The sequence below is a fragment of the Neisseria sp. P0014.S002 genome (assembly GCF_051958295.1).
GTDB lineage: Bacteria > Pseudomonadota > Gammaproteobacteria > Burkholderiales > Neisseriaceae > Neisseria > Neisseria flavescens_B.
In genome coordinates, this window is record NZ_JBQCVO010000001.1 from 215495 (window position 1) to 232083 (window position 16589).

The following is a 16589-nucleotide window of genomic DNA, read 5'->3' on the forward strand; positions in this document are numbered from 1 at the left end:
AAATCCCCCAAACCCCTAAAGTCCCACCCAGACATTTAGGGATTTGGGGGAATTTTGCATAGATATTCGCTTTTCTGATCTTTACCCTCAATGGTATCTTCCTACCCATCACCAATGCAGAATTTTTGCTCGACAATGGAGAGGCATTTTCCATGCCGCCGCGATTGTACATTTTATTTCAGAGTCATGTGCCACCGTATCGTTTGCAGTGGGATTTGCTGCATATTCTGAGATGTTGCCACAGAGTGCCGCCGTTACTTTTATCTTGGAGGAGGTCGCGGCAAATGGTAGCGTGATGGGGTGTCATTCGATAGGGGTGTGGTGGCAGGACAGGTCTTGAATGTGGTATCGTTCTTCTTGGGTCAGTTGCGTGTAGTTCATGGTAATCTTTCTTGTAGGAAAGACCGTATGTTGCTGCATCCAAACTTTTCCATTATGGAAAGTTTGCCCTTCAAATCCGAATCTGCTGGCCTCTATTTATCATTATGTAATCGCTACAAGGATATTTAAATGAAACGGGAAACCATTGCCCTGCATGCAGGCTATCAATCCGAACCGACTACCAAATCCGCTGCTGTCCCCATTTACCAAACCACTTCCTACACTTTCGACAACACGCAACACGGCGCAGACTTGTTCAACCTTGAGGTTGCGGGCAATATCTACACCCGAATCATGAATCCGACCACTGCCGTTCTGGAAGAACGCGTTGCCCGTTTGGAAGGAGGTATCGCCGCATTGGCTGTCGCCAGCGGTATGGCTGCAATTACCTATGCCGTTCAAACTTTGGTTGAAGCAGGCGACAACATCATCGCAACCAAAACCCTCTACGGCGGCACATATAATTTCTTTGCCCACAGCCTGCCGCGCCAAGGCATAGAAGTACGCTTTATCGATCCGGCCAAACCCGAAGAAATCGCCGCCAATACCGACAGCCGCACCAAACTGGTGTATTGCGAATCTATCGGCAATCCCGCCATCAATGTCGTCGATATTCCAGCATTTGCCCAAGCCGCGCACGCTCAAGGGCTGCCTTTAATGGTAGATAATACCGTCGCTACGCCCACATTATTTCGCCCGATCGAGCACGGCGCCGACATCGTTATCCAATCCTTGACTAAATACATCGGCGGCCACGGCACAACGATTGGCGGTGCCATTATCGACAGCGGTAAATTCCAATGGGCAGGCAATCCGCGTTTTGAAAAAAACTTCAATCAGCCTGATCCGTCTTACCACGGCGTAAACTACTGCGAACATTTTGGTGCGGCAGCCTACATCGCCCGTGCCCGTGTCGTCCCATTGCGTAATACCGGTGCCGCCCTGTCGCCGCACAGCGCATTTTTACTGCTGCAAGGCTTGGAAACTCTCGCCCTGCGCATGGAGCGTCATTGTGAAAACGCCTTGAAAGTAGCCGAATTCTTAAAGAAACACCCGAAGGTCGAATGGGTAAACTATCCTGCCTTGCCTGACAGCCCGTACAAAAACTTAATCGACCGCGACTACGGCGGCAAAGCCTCCGGTTTGCTGAGTTTCGGCATTAAAGGCGGACGCGAAGCCGGTGCAAAATTTATCGACGCACTGCAACTCTTCTTACGCTTGGTGAATATCGGCGATGCCAAATCGCTTGCTACCCATCCCGCTACAACGACCCACCGCCAGCTTGACGATACCGAACTCGCCGCAGCGGGCGTCAGCCCTGACATGGTACGCCTGAGCGTTGGTATCGAGCATATCGACGATTTGCTTGCCGACTTGGCGCAGGCATTGGATGCCGCACAGGCATAGGCAATAGCAGCACTAATTAGATGAAAAAAGCCTCCGCTTAAAAAGGCCGTCTGAAAACTTCTTTTCAGACGGCCTTTTCCTTTTCTACAAATCAAACGCGGCGTTAATCAAACGTTTGGTGTAATCGTTTTGCGGATGGTGGAAAATCTGATCCGCGCTACCATACTCAACCATTTCGCCCTGCTTCATCACAATCACATTATCGCTGACGGCGCGCACGACAGACAAATCATGACTGATGAACATATAAGTCAGGCCGTATTTCTTCTGCAAATCGCGCAAAAGTTCGACCACTTTGGATTGTACGGAGCGGTCAAGTGCAGAGGTCGGCTCGTCCAAAAGGATGAATTTCGGGCGCAGGATAACGGCGCGCGCAATAGCGATACGCTGACGCTGGCCGCCGGAGAATTCATGCGGATAACGGTTGAGCGCGTCAAGCGGCAGGGACACTTCCTTCATGACTTCCAAAACGCGTTGGATACGTTCTTTTTTGGTCATTTCAGGATGATGAACCGTCAAACCTTCGCCAATAATTTCGCCAACGGTCAAGCGCGGGGAAAGCGAACCAAACGGATCTTGGAACACAATTTGCCGTTGCGATTTCAGACGGCGTGCTTCTTCGGCGGTATAGTTTTTCAGGTCTTTGCCTTCAAAGGAGATATGTCCCGTATAGGGCAGCATCTGCATTACGGCTTTGCCCAACGTGGATTTGCCGGAACCGGACTCGCCGACGACGCCCAATGTTTCGCCTTCTTTAATTTTGAGGCTGATGCCTTTGACGGCGTCAAACGTTTTGAGCGGCTTGCCGAAAAAGTTTTGCTTCAATACGAAAGAAACATTGACATTATCGGCATCGATTAACACACCGGCGTTGTTTTCTTCCGGCTCTTTCATGCCTTTGGGAATGGCATTGATGAGTTCGGCGGTATATTCGTGTTTCGGATGGGCAAATACTTCTTTGATTTTGCCGCGCTCGACAATTTCGCCGTTACGCATGACGCAGACAGTTTTGGAATAGTGTTCTGCCAAACCCAAATCGTGGGTAATGAAGATAATCGCCATGCCCATTTGCTGTTGCAAATCGTGGAGCAAATCGAGAATCTCGGCTTGAATGGTTACATCCAAAGCGGTGGTCGGTTCGTCGGCAATCAGCAAGTCAGGTTCATTGATGAGCGCCATGGCAATCATAATGCGTTGCAGCTGGCCGCCGGAAAACTCGTGTGGATATTGCTTCATGCGGCGTTCGGCTTCTTTAATGCCCACACGTTCCAACAATGCCAATGCCTTCTGCCCTGCTTCTTTGCGGTCAAGCTTTTTATTGTGCACACGCGCCGCTTCAATCAGTTGCGCACCGATACGCATAAATGGATTGAGCGAGGTCATCGGCTCTTGGAAAATCACGCTGATGCGGTTGCCGCGCAAATCACGCAGGGTTTTCTCATCGGCATCTAAAATGGAAATACCATCAAAAGTAATGCGCGAATCTTTGCCATAACGGGCAAATTTCTCAGGCAGCAGGCGCATAACGGACATAGACGTTACAGACTTGCCCGAACCGGACTCGCCGACCAAAGCCAATGTTTCGCCCTCTGCCACTTTAAAGCTGACATTACGCACGGCGTGCACGTTCTTTTCATGCAATTCAAAATTGATGTCCAGATTTTCTACAACCAGTAACTGTTTTGTCATTTTGATTATCCTTTTGGTTGTGGTTTAGCGGTCTTTCGGGTCGAGCGCATCGCGCAGGCCGTCGCCGATAAAGTTGAAACAGAACAAAGTGGTTACCAAGAAGAAACTCGGCACAAGCAGCTGCCAAGGTGCGGCTTCCATCGAAATCGCGCCTTCTTGCAACATCGAACCCCAACTGGTCATCGGCTCTTGCACGCCCAAGCCCAAGAAGCTCAAGAAGGATTCAAACATAATCATGCCCGGCACCAGCAAAGAGGCATACACCATCACCACGCCCAAAACATTCGGAATAATATGGCGCGTTACGATTTTACGTTTCGCCACGCCGCTCACACGCGCCGCTTCGACAAACTCTTTATGCTTCAAGCTCAAGGTTTGACCGCGCACGATACGCGCCACGTCCAGCCAAGACACCAAACCTACGGCGGCAAAAATCAAAAGCAGGTTGCGGCCGAAGAACGTGGTCAGCAGAATCACGAAAAACATAAACGGAAACGCGTTCAAAATTTCCAAAAAGCGCATCATCAACGAATCGAGCTTACCGCCGATAAAGCCGGCAATCGCGCCATAAAGCGTACCGATGACAACAGCCACCAATGCGCCGGCCACACCGACCAGCAAGGAAATACGTCCGCCGGTTGCCGCACGCGACAGCAAATCGCGGCCGAGCAAATCCGTACCCAGATAGTGATGGGTAGAAAAGGACGGCGGAATCTGCATATTATCCCAGTCGGTGAAGTCATAGGTGTAGCGGACAATCCATGGTGCCACAATCACAAAAATACTGATCAGCAACAGGATGATAATGCTGTACACTGCCGCTTTGTTCTGTTTAAAACGCCGCCATGCGTCGCTCCACAGGCTTTTGCCGTGTACTTGGGCGTATTCTGCTGCCTCTGCGAGGGCCTGAGTCTGCTTCTTTTTGAATAACATAATGTTCTCTCTCGCTTTTTATTCTTTCTTCAAGCCGTCTGAACATTTCAGACGGCCTTTGCGCAAATGGGATTAATAACGGATTTTCGGGTCAATAATGGCATACAGAATATCGAGGATGGCGTTAAACAAAATGGTCATGATGCCGACCAAAATCGTCAAACCCAAAATCATGCCGTAGTCGCGGTTGAGCGCGCCGTTGACAAACAATTGTCCGACGCCGGGAATACCGAACACGTTTTCAATCACAATGGAGCCGGTAATGATGCCGACGAATGCCGGGCCTAAGAAAGAAACAATCGGCAACATGGCGGGACGCAGCGCATGGCGCAGGATGATGCGGCTCATGGGCAGGCCTTTGGCGCGTGCCGTGCGGATAAAGGGGCTGTTCAATACTTCAATCATCGCGCCGCGCGTAATCCGCGCGATACTGGACACATAACCGATGGACAAAGTAACGACAGGCAGAATCAAATTCATCAGTGCGCCATCGTTCCAGCCGCCCGCAGGCAGCCATTGCAATCTGACGGCAAACACCAGCACCAATACCGGCGCCATCACAAAACTGGGAACGACGATACCGGTCATCGCACCACTCATCAGCGAATAATCCAGCCAGCTGTTTTGTTTTAAGGCGGCGATGATGCCGATAAACATGCCGAAGATGGCGGCAATCAAAAAGGCGTAGAAGCCAAGTTCTGCCGATACCGGCAGGGATTGGGCAAGCAACTCATTAACGCTGAAATCTTTATATTTGAACGACGGTCCCAAATCCCCCTGCGCCAACTGCTTGAGGTAGTGGAAATATTGGAGGTACATCGGGTCATTGAGGTGGTATTTGGCTTCGATGTTGGCCATGACCGCAGGCGGCAAATTGCGTTCACCTGTGAACGGACTGCCCGGTGCGAGCCGCATCAGGAAAAACGATACGGTAATCAACACCAGCATGGTCGGGATGGAAGCACATATCCGTTTGATGATGAATTTCAACATAATCAGGCTGTCCTGTCTGAACATACCGGACTCGTGAAAACAAAGCTGACCTGAAGCGGAAATCGGATGAATGGCAGCAGGCGTCTGTAACGTCGCCGCGCCGGTTTCTCTCTCTATTCCGACCGGGTTATTGTTTTTATTCGGAGTCGGGTAAGGTTTTTTTAATTTTTAGATAATTGTTGTTATAAGGCCGTCTGAAACTTTGTATCCGCCGTTTCAGACGGCCTTTCACGTTAACGCGCCAAAGGTTCGGTGCGTTCAATCAGCCATGCTTTGGCCGCGCCTTCTGTCAAAGGCTCAAGACGGCGGCGCACTTCGGCGTGATATTGGTTCAGCCATTCGATTTCGCTGCCGGTCATCAGTTTGGTATCAATCAGGCGCGTATCGATTGGGCAGAGGGTAACGGTTTCGAAATACAGGAATTTGCCGAACTCGGTTTCCTCAGGGTTTTCAACCGGACGGTTGATTACCAGGCTTTCGATACGGATGCCCCATTTGCCCGGACGGTAAAGACCCGGCTCGTTGGAAGTCAGCATGCCTGACTTCATCGCGTGATGCGGTTGCGGCACAGCGGCAACGGCAATGCTTTGCGGACCTTCATGCACATTGAGGAAATAGCCCACGCCATGACCTGTACCGTGACCGTAATCGCATTGTGCCTGCCAGAGTGATTTACGGCAGATGGCATCAATCATCGGGCCTTTGATGTTTTCTGGGAAAATGGTTTCCGCCAGAGAAATATGCGCTTTTAACACCAAAGTGTAATCGCGTTTCATGGCCGCACTCGGATTGCCGACAGGCACCACGCGCGTGATGTCGGTCGTACCGCCCCAGTATTGACCGCCGGAGTCAATCAGCAGCATACCGTCGCCTTTGATTTTGCTGTTGTTTTCCGGTGTCGCGCTGTAATGAGGCAAGGCAGCATTGGCATTGTAGCCGGCGATGGTGTCGAAACTTGGCGAAATAAAGCCGGGACGTTGGCTGCGGTGTTTATAGAGCATGCCGTCGATGTCCAGCTCGCTCAATTCGCCACCGTCTGCCAAGATTTGTTCAAACTCGGCAAAGAAGCCGCACAATGCCGCGCCGTCTTCCGCCATGGTATTGCGGATATGGGCGATGTCGGCATCGGATTTGACTGATTTGAAGAATGTGCTTGGGTGGATGGCTTCAATCAAACGGACGTCTTCAGGCAGGCGGCGCAAAGTGCCGACAGCAGTTTTGTTCGGATCAATCAGCAATGCGCCCTTAACACTTGCCAAATAGTCCGCCGCTTGCGCATAAGGCAATACTTCAAAATCTGCCGCTTTCAAAGCTTCGGCAGATTCGGCTTTCAGACGGCCTGCATCGGTAAACAATACGGCTTTGTCTTGGCTGATAAACAGATGGGACAAGAACACGGGGTTGAACGGAACATCATCGCCGCGCAGATTGGTAATCCAAGCGATGTCGTCCAAAGAAGAAACCAAATGCGCATCTGCGCCCTGCTCTTTCATGGCCGCACGGATACGGGCCAGTTTTTCGGCTGCAGTTTCGGAAACATAGTCGGGATGGTGAACGTAGATTTCCGGAGTCGGCAATGCAGGACGGTCGTCCCACACTTCGTCCAACAAGGTTTCAGGATATTCGAGGCGGATGTTTTTGGCGGCAAGTGCCTGTTTCAAACCGCGCTCGCCGCTGAGTGCGAACATATCGGCAGGTGCGCCGACCACTGCGCCCTCGGGCAGATTTTGTGCCAACCATTCGGTATAAGGCGCATCAACACCCATTTTTTGCAGCTCGATGCCGTTTGGCGCAAGCTGTTGTCCGGCCTGTTCCCAATAGCGGCTGTCCGTCCACACGCCTGCTTTATCGGCGGTTACCACCAAAGTGCCGGCCGAACCGGTAAAGCCGGAAAAATCGCGGCGCGCCTGCCAATGCTCGGGCAGGTATTCGGAAAGGTGCGGATCGGCGGAAGGAATGACAAACGCGTCCACGCCATGTTTTTTCATGGCTTCGCGTAAAGCGGACAAACGTTGTTGTACAGATTTCATGTGTTATGTCTCCTGTTGTTTCAGACGGCCTCTGTCATCAAGGCCGTCTGAAAACTTGTACTGTCTATAATCAATCTATTTTTTCGGTGCGAACGACCAGCTCTTCACTGTATAGTTCCGCAAAGGGTCTTTGTCGGAATAGCCGATGATATCAGGTTTGACCATACGCACTTCAACCTGATGATACAGCGGAATCAGTGCAGCGTCTTCTTGAAGCTGCTTCTCCGCATCGGCATAGAGCTGGCTACGTGCTTCCTTGCTGACACCATCTTTCAGCGTATTGTTCATAAATGTATCAAACGCCACGCTTTTGTAGCGGAATGCATTGTTTGAGTTGTTGGATTTCAAGATATTGAGCATACCCGCCGGATCGTTGAAATCGGAACACCAGCCGCTGAACGAAACCTTGAAATTGCCTTGCGCGCGCGTATCCAAATAAGTTTTCCATTCCTCGTTGGACAAAGTCGGACGGATAAACGGAATGGCGGCTTTCCACACCGACTGCACGGCAGTAATTTGTTTTTTAGACGCTTCGCTGGTGCTGTACAAGATATCGAACTCAAGCGGATGGTCATCGTTGTAGCCTGCTTCATTCAAGAGTTTGCGCGCGGTTTCGATGCGTTTTTCAGGCGTCCACTCTTTCCACTCCGGATAAACAGGAATCACGCCCTGCATTTGCGGCGGCGTCAATTGGAACGCAGGTGTATCGCCACGACCGCCCACTTTGACGACGATGTCGCGGCGCGTCAGCATATTGAGTGCCTTGCGGACGCGCGGATCGTTAAACGGCGCCGCTTCGTGGTTCGGCTCCAAATACCAGCTGCACAAAGAAGTTGTACGTTTCACTTGTCCCGGAAACTCAATATCCGCCACTTTGACCTGATCACTGGGAATACCGTAAGTCACATCAATTTCATTGGCGCGATAACGGTTGTACTCGCCACTGCCGGAAAGGAAAACCGCCTTCGGAATGGCCACTTTGTCTTTATCGTAATAATTGGGATTGCGTTCCATATTGATGTGGCTGTTGACTTTCCAATCCGTTAACAGATAAGCGCCACTGGAAACGTAATGACCGGGCTGCGTCCACTTATTGCCGTATTTTTCGACAGTGGCACGGTGAACCGGAAAAGTGAATTGCTGAATCAGCATATCGGGGAAATAAGGCACGGGCGCAATCAGCGTAAATTGCAGGGTCTTCGCGTCCAACGCCTTGACGCCCAATGTTTCAGGCTTGGCTTTGCCGTTTAATATATCTTCCGCATTTTCCACTTGGGCATCGACCAAATAGCTGCCGAAAGGTGCGCCGGTAGCCGGATCGGCAAGACGGCGGAAGCTGTATACAAAATCTTCGGCAGTAATCGGATCACCATTGCTCCATTTGGCATCACGCAGATGGAAGGTCCAAACACGCTCGCCCTCGCTCTCCCATTTTTCTGCCAAAGCAGGAATGGTTTTGCCTTCGGCATCCGTACCGACCAAACCATCCATCAACTGACGGATAATCGCACCGGCCGCCATATCGCCGCTCATCTGCGGATCCAGCGTACCCGGCTCGACGCCGTTGCTGACCACCACGCGCTCATAATCGGTACGTTTAAACTCAGGGGCAGGCTTGACATCGCGGCTGCACGCCGACAACGCAAATGCGGCAGCCAATGATGCAGCCAACAGCGGATAGGTTTTTCCGGCCATATTTCATTCCTTCTTTTGGGTATTCTTCTTTTTCAGACGGCCTGATTATTCAAACTACACTCGTCTACATTTAGTTAGAATTTTTCCAATGTAGTTAAATCATCTATTTCAAGTCATAAAAATAGTGTTTTAAACCACATATTCCATCGAAATAATAGTGAGCCATCCAAGATTGTTGGCAAATTAACACAAAAATACGTAACTGAAAACTATTTTTCAATTTATCCTACGATAAGTTACAAATGTATTGATTTTTTATAATTTGTCAAATAAGATTATCCGAATACCCCATCCCCAACTAAGAAAAAGACATAAAAGGAGAACAAAATGAATAAGTTATCTTGTTTTGTTGCCACTGCCCTCATCGGCTCTTCCATAAGTGCCGCCCACGCCGAACCTAAAATGAGCGGTACCATATACATTATGACCGAGGTCGAACACAACAATAAAACCGGCGTAACCAATACAACCATTTCCGATAAAAGTTCCAGTCTTTATCTCTCCGATGAAGTACGACTCAACAACGACTTATGGCTGAAATGGCAACTTGGCTCCTTTATTTACTTCGATTCCGACCGCTGGGGCGGCTGGGGCACTGCCGACTCATACGTCGCGCTCAACAGCTACAAAAACCTTGGCACCGTCAAAATGGGCTACATCAGTACACCCATGAACAGCATTTATCTGAACCCGTTCGACACCAACAGCTCGATTCTGGAGTTCGGCAAAATTTCCCGATTCGGCCAACGCCGCGTTTCCATGGCTTATGAGTCGCCTTGGAAAAACGGTTTCCAATTCAAATTCAACGTTTCCCCAGGTTCCAATGCCGCACGCAACAACAACGACTGGAATCCGGACAAAAAACGTGACGGCGACTGGGTCTTCGGCTGGGGGATGGACTACTACCACCCAAGCAACGGCTTTAACGCCCACTACGCTGCCGAGTACGCACCCAACGACTCTCCGACCGAAACCAAAGACTTTCAAGCCCACGCTTTCATGGCCGGATACAGCAAAGACAAAATCTCCGTCGATGCCGCGTTCCAATACGCCAAAAATACTTGCGACGGCTTCAGCTGCTGGGGCGTATGGAAAGATGCGGCAGGCAATGTAGCCGGTTCTTACGACAAAGAAATCAACAACACCAAAGAATTTATGGTGTCCGGTTCATACAAGGTAGGCAATTTCAAACCTCAAATCGGCTTCGCCTACGGTAAAAGCTCTATCGGCGAAGACTACAAACACGTCGCCGTCAGCACCGATTACAGCTTCTCCAAACGGACGACCGCCACACTCGGCGCCGGCTGGTTGAAAGAAAACGTCAATCCGAAATACGATGCAGATTTGCCGAAAAAATCTTCTTACGCAGTGGGCATGGTATTCAAACACCGCTATTAATGCCTGACAAATTAAAGGCCGTCTGAAACAATTTGTTCAGACGGCCTTTTCTACATCCTATAATTAAACTTGCAGCCCACCTTAAAAATCATTACATTGCCCACACTCAAGCCACAAAAACGTCATCATGAACGTCCACCGCACCCTCATCATCTCCGTTTTTATCGTCGCCAGCTGCGGCCTCGCTTACGAGCTCATCATCGCCGCGCTCGCAAGCTATCTTTTGGGCGACAGTATTTTGCAGTTTTCCTCCGTCATCGGGCTTTATCTGTTTTCAATGGGTATCGGCGCCCACTTGACCCAATATATCAAAGATAAAGACGTGTTGCACCGCTTTATCGAAATCGAACTTCTGGTCGGCATCATCGGCGGCATTTCCGCGCTGGCATTATTTGTGGCCTTCGGTTTATCCGCCGCCCCGTTCCGCACCCTGCTCTACGCTTTTGTACTGATTGTCGGCATGGTTGTCGGCATGGAAATTCCTTTGGTCATGCGCGTGTTAAACCAAAAAGGGGCGGAATTTAAAGAACTCGTTTCCAAAGTATTGACCTTCGACTACTTGGGCGCACTCGCCGTCTCTCTGTTGTTTCCGCTTCTGCTCGCCCCTAAACTCGGTATGGCGCGTTCCGCCTTGTTATTTGGCATTTTCAACGCCGCCGTCGCCTATCTGACTGCACGCGTATTTAAAGCCGAACTACCCCGCTATCACGCAATCCGTACACGTGCGTTTATCGTATTGACCGCGCTCATTACACTCTTTGCCTATGCCGACCGTATCTCTTTCAAAGCCGAACAAAGCTATTTCGGCGATCCCGTCGTCTATCAAAGCCATTCTCCCTACCAACGGCTCGTCGTTACACGCTGGAAAGACGACACCCGCCTCTATATCAACGGCAACCTGCAATTCTCCTCACGCGACGAAGCCCGTTACCATGAAGCACTCGTCCTGCCTGCCATGCAGATGGTCCCCAATGCCGAACGCATCCTGATTCTCGGCGGCGGCGATGGATTGGCGGCACGCGAAGTCTTGAAATATCCGCAGGTCAAAAATGTTACTTTGGTCGATCTCGACCCCGACATGACCGCTACTTTTAAAACCTCCGCCACCTTGAGCGCGCTCAACCAAGGTTCGCTGTCCCATCCCAAAATGCACGTTATTAACGATGATGCCGCCAAATGGCTGGAAGGGTCGTCTGAAAAATTCGACGTTATCATCATCGACCTGCCCGACCCGTCCAATTTCTCGCTGGGCAAACTCTACTCCGTCCCCATGTACCGCCTCGTGGCCCGCCATCTTGAGCCGCAGGGTAAGATTGTTGTGCAATCGACTTCGCCTTATTTCGCACCCAATGCCTACTGGTCGGTCGTTGCCACCCTCGAAGCGGCCAAGTTGAATACTGCGCCCTATCATGTTTACGTCCCTTCCTTTGGCGAATGGGGATTTGTGTTGGCAGGGTTTGACCAAAACTTCCCCATTCCGCAAAAATTCGACGTACCCACCCGCTATCTTAATGCCCAGACCGTTGCCGAAATGTTCCGTTTTCCGCCCGATATGGCAAGGCGCAAGGTTGAAGCAAATTATTTGAACAACCAAATTCTCGTCAGTTATTTTGAAAGTGATTGGAACAATGTGATGCGATAGAATATCTAAAGGCCGTCTGAAACATCTGCCCTCTTTTTATCTCCGTTCAGACGACCTCATCGCCCGTTTACCCTTTTTCACACAGCATTTGCTTGAAAAAATAAGGTTTATCTTTATCTAGATAGAACACAATCGACACTATCCGTTGAATGAAGGAACAAACACTTATGCAGTATTTTGGAATCGGTTTTTTGGTTTTAATCTTTTTGGAAATCATGTCCATCGTCTGGGTTGCCGACTGGCTTGGCGGCGGTTGGACGCTGTTTTTGATGGCCCTCAGCTTTATCGGCGGTATCTTCATGCTGCGCCATACCGGTATCTCCGGCTTATTGCTCGCAGGCGCAGCCGTCCGCAGCGGACAAAACATTTCCCTCTATCAGATGCTGTGGCCGATTCGCTATACTGCCGCCGCGGTTTTCCTACTCAGCCCCGGCTTTATTTCAACCACCGTTGCCCTGCTCTTGCTGATTCCGTTTAAAGGCAATGCGGCCGTTTCTTCTACGCAGTCTTTCCAAAGCCGTCAGACTTACAGTTCCGCTAAAGATAATGAAGACATTATCGAAGGCGAATATACGGTTACGCGCACCAGCAAAGCCGACAAACCGCAAGACTATATCGAACACAAACCCGATTGATGACTTCCTTCATAACAGGCCGTCTGAAATAGGAATACCTCAAAAGTGTTTCATATTTCAGACGGCCTTAGTCATTTCCGGGCTTTAAAAATGTAAATATCGGTTTGTAATTCGGTTATTCCGCATAAATCATTTAAAATAAGCAGCTATTTTGATTCTAAAAACGACACGGTACCCAATGAACGTTCAACGTCTTTTCCCTCTCTCCCTCAGCTTGATTACCGCCGCTGTTTTATCGGCATGCGCCACCCAAAACACACCGACTGCTTCGAAAACCGAAAGCGTCGTTCAGCCTAAATCCACTTCTATTCCTTCACGCCGCGCCGACAGCGAATCCAAAGTCCTGTCCGATTACAGCCAATACCAAAGCGCCATCGATGCCGCCAAACGCGGTGACGATGCTTGGGTACAACAATTTTTATCCCAAGCCAGCGACAGCGCAATGGCTGAAAACGTCCGCAACGAATGGTTGAAAACCTTGGGCGCGCGCGGCCAATGGGATTTATTCCGTCAAGAATTCGGCAAATTGAACGCCGCCGGCGTCGCACAAGAAGTGCAATGTTATGCCGATTTGAGCAGCGGCAATTACAGCAAAGCCGCCGAGCTGGTTCGTGTGACCGGCAAACTGCCTGCCGGCTGTACCCGCTTGGTTGAAAGCGCGGCAGCTTCGGGCCGTCTGAACACCAACGACGCATGGCGTCGCGTGCGCGGCTTGTTGAGCAACAGCCAAACCACGGATGCACGCAATCTCGCCGCCGCATTGGGCAGTCCGTTTGAAGGTAGCGCGCAAGGTGCGACCGAATACAGCCTGTTGAGCGTAATCGGCAAAGATGCACGCAAATCCGCTTCTGCCGCCGCCACCCTGTCCGACATGGAACCCGGCCTCAGCCGCGAACAACGCAGCTTCGCATGGGGCGTATTGGGCCACTACCATGCACAAAGCCAAAACATGCCGACTGCTTTGAGCTACTACGGCCGCGTTTCCGACCGCAAGCAACTGACCGACGAGCAATTGGAATGGTACGCACGCGCCGCTTTGCGCCTGCAACGTTGGGACGAATTGGCAAGCGTAATTCAGCATATGCCTGAAAAACTGCAAAAAGACCCGACATGGCAATATTGGCTGGGCCGCAGCTTTGCCGCACAAGGCAAAAGCAGCCAAGCCAAAGAAATGTACGAAAAAGCCGCCGCTTCCGGCCGCAATTTCTACGCCGTAATGGCAGGTGAAGAATTGGGCCGCCGCATCAATACACGCAACAACGTTTCCGATGCCGATGCCAGAGACGTCCGCCGCATGAGCGAAGACGGTGCCATCAAACGCGCATTGGTTTTGTTTAAAAACAGCCAAAGCAACGGCGACTCCAAAATGCGCCGTCAGGCACAGGCAGAATGGCGTTTTGCCACCCGCGACTTCAATGAAGACAACCTGCTGACTGCCGCACAAGTCGCTTTTGACAACCAGTTCTACGACATGGCAATCAACAGCGCAGACCGTACCGACCACAAACTCAACTACAAGCTGCGCTACCTCTCTCCGTTTAAAGACCTGACCGTCCGCTATGCCGCACAGGCAGGCGTTGACCCAGCATGGGTTTACGGTTTGATTCGCCAAGAGAGCCGCTTTGTCATGGGCGCGCAATCCAGCGTCGGCGCGCAAGGCCTGATGCAAGTAATGCCTGCGACCGCCCGCGAAATCGCCGGAAAAATCGGCATGAGCAGCAGCGAACTCTACACCATGGACGGCAACATCCGCATGGGTACTTGGTACATGGCAGATGCCAAACGCCGCCTGCAAAATAACGAAGTAATGGCCACCGCAGGCTACAATGCCGGCCCCGGTCGTGCCCGCAACTGGCAGGCCTCTTCGCCTTTGGAAGGTGCCATCTATGCCGAGACCATCCCATTCACCGAAACCCGCGACTATGTGAAAAAAGTCATGACCAACGCGACTTATTACGCATCATTGTTCAACGAACCGCAAACTTCGTTGAAACAACGTATGGGTACGGTTCCCGGCCGCTATTGATACCCAATAGGCCGTCTGAAAAGTGAGACAGAATCAAACGTTCAGACGGCCTGCAATCTTGACAGACTATCGGGTTTATAAGATAATCGCCCGATTGTTTCTGACCGAAAAGGTCACTTGCACGGCAAAAGCCGACTTGTTAGGAGGTGATGTTTACATCACGGCGCGTATCCCGCCCTGCCCTCGGCAAACCAGCGATACAACAACTACCCCATTATGACAAGCCGTCCCCTATTTCTTAAAACGGTTTGATTGAACAAAATTTAAAGGAAATAAAATGCCAGCTATTCGTGTTAAAGAGAATGAACCATTTGAAGTTGCCATGCGTCGTTTCAAACGCGCCGTAGAAAAAACCGGTCTGTTGACCGAACTGCGCGCCCGTGAAGCGTACGAAAAACCAACTACCGAACGCAAACGCAAAAAAGCTGCTGCAGCAAAACGTCTGCAAAAACGTCTGCGCAGCCAACAACTGCCTCCTAAAATGTACTAATTACAGGCCTGCCCTGTGATAAACGACACACCGCAAGGGCAGCTTTGCGGTGTGTTTTGTTTTTCAGACGGCATCTTTTTATTGATATAAAGTGAGAACATTATGAGCCTAAAAACACAATTAACCGAAGACATGAAAACCGCCATGCGTGCCAAAGACCAAGTGTCTTTAAGCACCATCCGCCTGATTAATGCCGCTATCAAACAATTTGAAGTAGACGAGCGTACTGAGGCCGATGACGCCAAAGTCATCTCCATTCTGACCAAAATGGTGAAACAGCGCAAAGACAGCGCCAAAATCTATACCGAAGCCGGCCGCCAAGATTTGGCTGACAAAGAAAACGCGGAAATCGAAATCCTCAACCGCTACCTGCCGCAAATGATGTCCGCAGAAGAAATCAAAACTGCCGTGGAAGCAGCTGTTGCAGAAACCGGTGCATCAGGCATGGCCGATATGGGCAAAGTCATGGGGGTATTGAAAACCCGTCTGGCCGGCAAAGCCGATATGGGTGAAGTCAACAAGGTTTTGAAAGCCGCATTGACTGCCTAATCGTCAAACAAAAGGCCGTCTGAAATATGATTTTCAGACGGCCTGAGACCTTTGCAAAATTCCTCAAAATCCCCTAAATTCCCACAAAGACATTTAGGGGATTTTTCATGAGTACCTTCTTCCAGCAAACCGCACAAGCCGAGACCTTTGCAAAATTCCTTTTTTCCCGACAGCCGAAATCCAAACACAGGTTTTCGGCTGTCGTGGGAAGGGCTTTTTTGCAAAGGTCTCAGCTTATTATTATGAAGCCGTCTAAAAATTTTCAGACGGCTTATACAATTAGTTTGAAAGAAAATTATGTGTTTCTAAAGGCGGATAGTGCTAATTTCAATGCCTCAATTTCACGATCTTTTTGCAGTAACAGTTCATCTTTGTGATTCAATATGAGCTGTAATTTTTCTAACTCTATGGTTGTTTCGTTGGCATAGTAATTACTGCTATTCTGACTGTTTTCACTAATTAGGCAAACCAAGTTTTTATCATTAATATTCAGTAACTCTGTCAAATTAATACCCAATATGGCAGCAATTCGTTCTAACATTGGAATATTCAGTCTTGTTTTTCCCTGTTCAATTTTCGCATAGCCGTTGGTCGACATGTTCAATTGGGAAGCCATTTCTTCTTGGGTAAGATTACTCAGTTCACGAACTTTTTTGACTTTTTCATTGATTTGCATAGTTTCCGCTCCAAATACTTTTTGGGTGGGTCATTGGAAAATTTG

13 protein-coding genes and 1 pseudogene are annotated in these 16589 nt (G+C 50.0%); 7 read left to right on the forward strand and 7 right to left on the reverse strand.

The window, feature by feature from the left end:
- Positions 1-104 precede the first annotated feature (104 nt).
- Positions 105-313, reverse strand: a pseudogene (locus tag ACTHSX_RS00985) (IS30 family transposase); the annotation flags it as partial.
- A gap of 197 nt (positions 314-510) precedes the next feature.
- On the opposite strand from ACTHSX_RS00985, the gene ACTHSX_RS00990 reads away from it, so the two are divergent.
- Positions 511-1788 carry an O-acetylhomoserine aminocarboxypropyltransferase/cysteine synthase family protein gene (locus ACTHSX_RS00990; protein ID WP_188209121.1) on the forward strand — a complete coding sequence of 426 codons (1278 nt, stop codon included), beginning with the start codon at positions 511-513 and terminating at the stop codon, positions 1786-1788.
- A gap of 84 nt (positions 1789-1872) precedes the next feature.
- Here the strand turns inward: ACTHSX_RS00990 and ACTHSX_RS00995 are convergent, their stop codons facing one another.
- From ACTHSX_RS00995 to ACTHSX_RS01015, 5 genes are all read right to left on the reverse strand, one after another.
- Entirely contained in the window at positions 1873-3477 is a 1605-nt protein-coding gene (locus ACTHSX_RS00995) for an ABC transporter ATP-binding protein (RefSeq protein WP_440376567.1), read from the reverse strand.
- A gap of 24 nt (positions 3478-3501) precedes the next feature.
- A complete protein-coding gene (oppC, locus tag ACTHSX_RS01000) occupies positions 3502-4410 on the reverse strand; it encodes an oligopeptide ABC transporter permease OppC (protein WP_003683112.1) in 909 nt (302 codons plus the stop codon).
- A 72-nt stretch (positions 4411-4482) separates the two neighbouring features.
- Positions 4483-5403 carry an oligopeptide ABC transporter permease OppB gene (gene oppB / locus ACTHSX_RS01005; protein WP_036472303.1) on the reverse strand — a complete coding sequence of 307 codons (921 nt, stop codon included), beginning with the start codon at positions 5401-5403 and terminating at the stop codon, positions 4483-4485.
- Between the two features lie 233 nt (positions 5404-5636).
- Positions 5637-7433, reverse strand: coding sequence for an aminopeptidase P family protein (locus tag ACTHSX_RS01010; RefSeq protein WP_440376566.1), 1797 nt, complete (start codon positions 7431-7433; stop codon positions 5637-5639).
- A 75-nt stretch (positions 7434-7508) separates the two neighbouring features.
- Positions 7509-9128, reverse strand: coding sequence for an ABC transporter substrate-binding protein (locus tag ACTHSX_RS01015; RefSeq protein ID WP_440376565.1), 1620 nt, complete (start codon positions 9126-9128; stop codon positions 7509-7511).
- Positions 9129-9455: 327 nt separating this feature from the next.
- Between ACTHSX_RS01015 and ACTHSX_RS01020 the strand changes: the two genes are divergently transcribed.
- The 6 genes from ACTHSX_RS01020 to ACTHSX_RS01045 all read left to right on the forward strand — a co-directional run bounded on the left by ACTHSX_RS01020 (position 9456) and on the right by ACTHSX_RS01045 (position 15868).
- Complete coding sequence (locus ACTHSX_RS01020; protein ID WP_440376564.1) at positions 9456-10526, forward strand: porin; 1071 nt, start codon at positions 9456-9458, stop codon at positions 10524-10526.
- A gap of 127 nt (positions 10527-10653) precedes the next feature.
- Positions 10654-12168: a polyamine aminopropyltransferase gene (locus tag ACTHSX_RS01025; RefSeq protein WP_440376563.1), complete on the forward strand. Its 1515-nt coding sequence runs from the start codon at positions 10654-10656 to the stop codon at positions 12166-12168.
- 167 nt (positions 12169-12335) lie between these two features.
- Positions 12336-12803 carry an FxsA family protein gene (locus tag ACTHSX_RS01030; protein WP_440376562.1) on the forward strand — a complete coding sequence of 156 codons (468 nt, stop codon included), beginning with the start codon at positions 12336-12338 and terminating at the stop codon, positions 12801-12803.
- A 178-nt stretch (positions 12804-12981) separates the two neighbouring features.
- Positions 12982-14829: a transglycosylase SLT domain-containing protein gene (locus tag ACTHSX_RS01035; RefSeq protein WP_440376561.1), complete on the forward strand. Its 1848-nt coding sequence runs from the start codon at positions 12982-12984 to the stop codon at positions 14827-14829.
- A gap of 277 nt (positions 14830-15106) precedes the next feature.
- Positions 15107-15319, forward strand: coding sequence for a 30S ribosomal protein S21 (gene rpsU, locus ACTHSX_RS01040; RefSeq protein ID WP_003680926.1), 213 nt, complete (start codon positions 15107-15109; stop codon positions 15317-15319).
- Positions 15320-15421: 102 nt separating this feature from the next.
- A complete protein-coding gene (locus tag ACTHSX_RS01045; protein WP_036490300.1) occupies positions 15422-15868 on the forward strand; it encodes a GatB/YqeY domain-containing protein in 447 nt (148 codons plus the stop codon).
- A gap of 295 nt (positions 15869-16163) precedes the next feature.
- On the opposite strand, the gene ACTHSX_RS01050 is transcribed toward ACTHSX_RS01045, so the two are convergent.
- A complete protein-coding gene (locus ACTHSX_RS01050; protein WP_036491893.1) occupies positions 16164-16544 on the reverse strand; it encodes a helix-turn-helix domain-containing protein in 381 nt (126 codons plus the stop codon).
- Positions 16545-16589 lie beyond the last annotated feature (45 nt).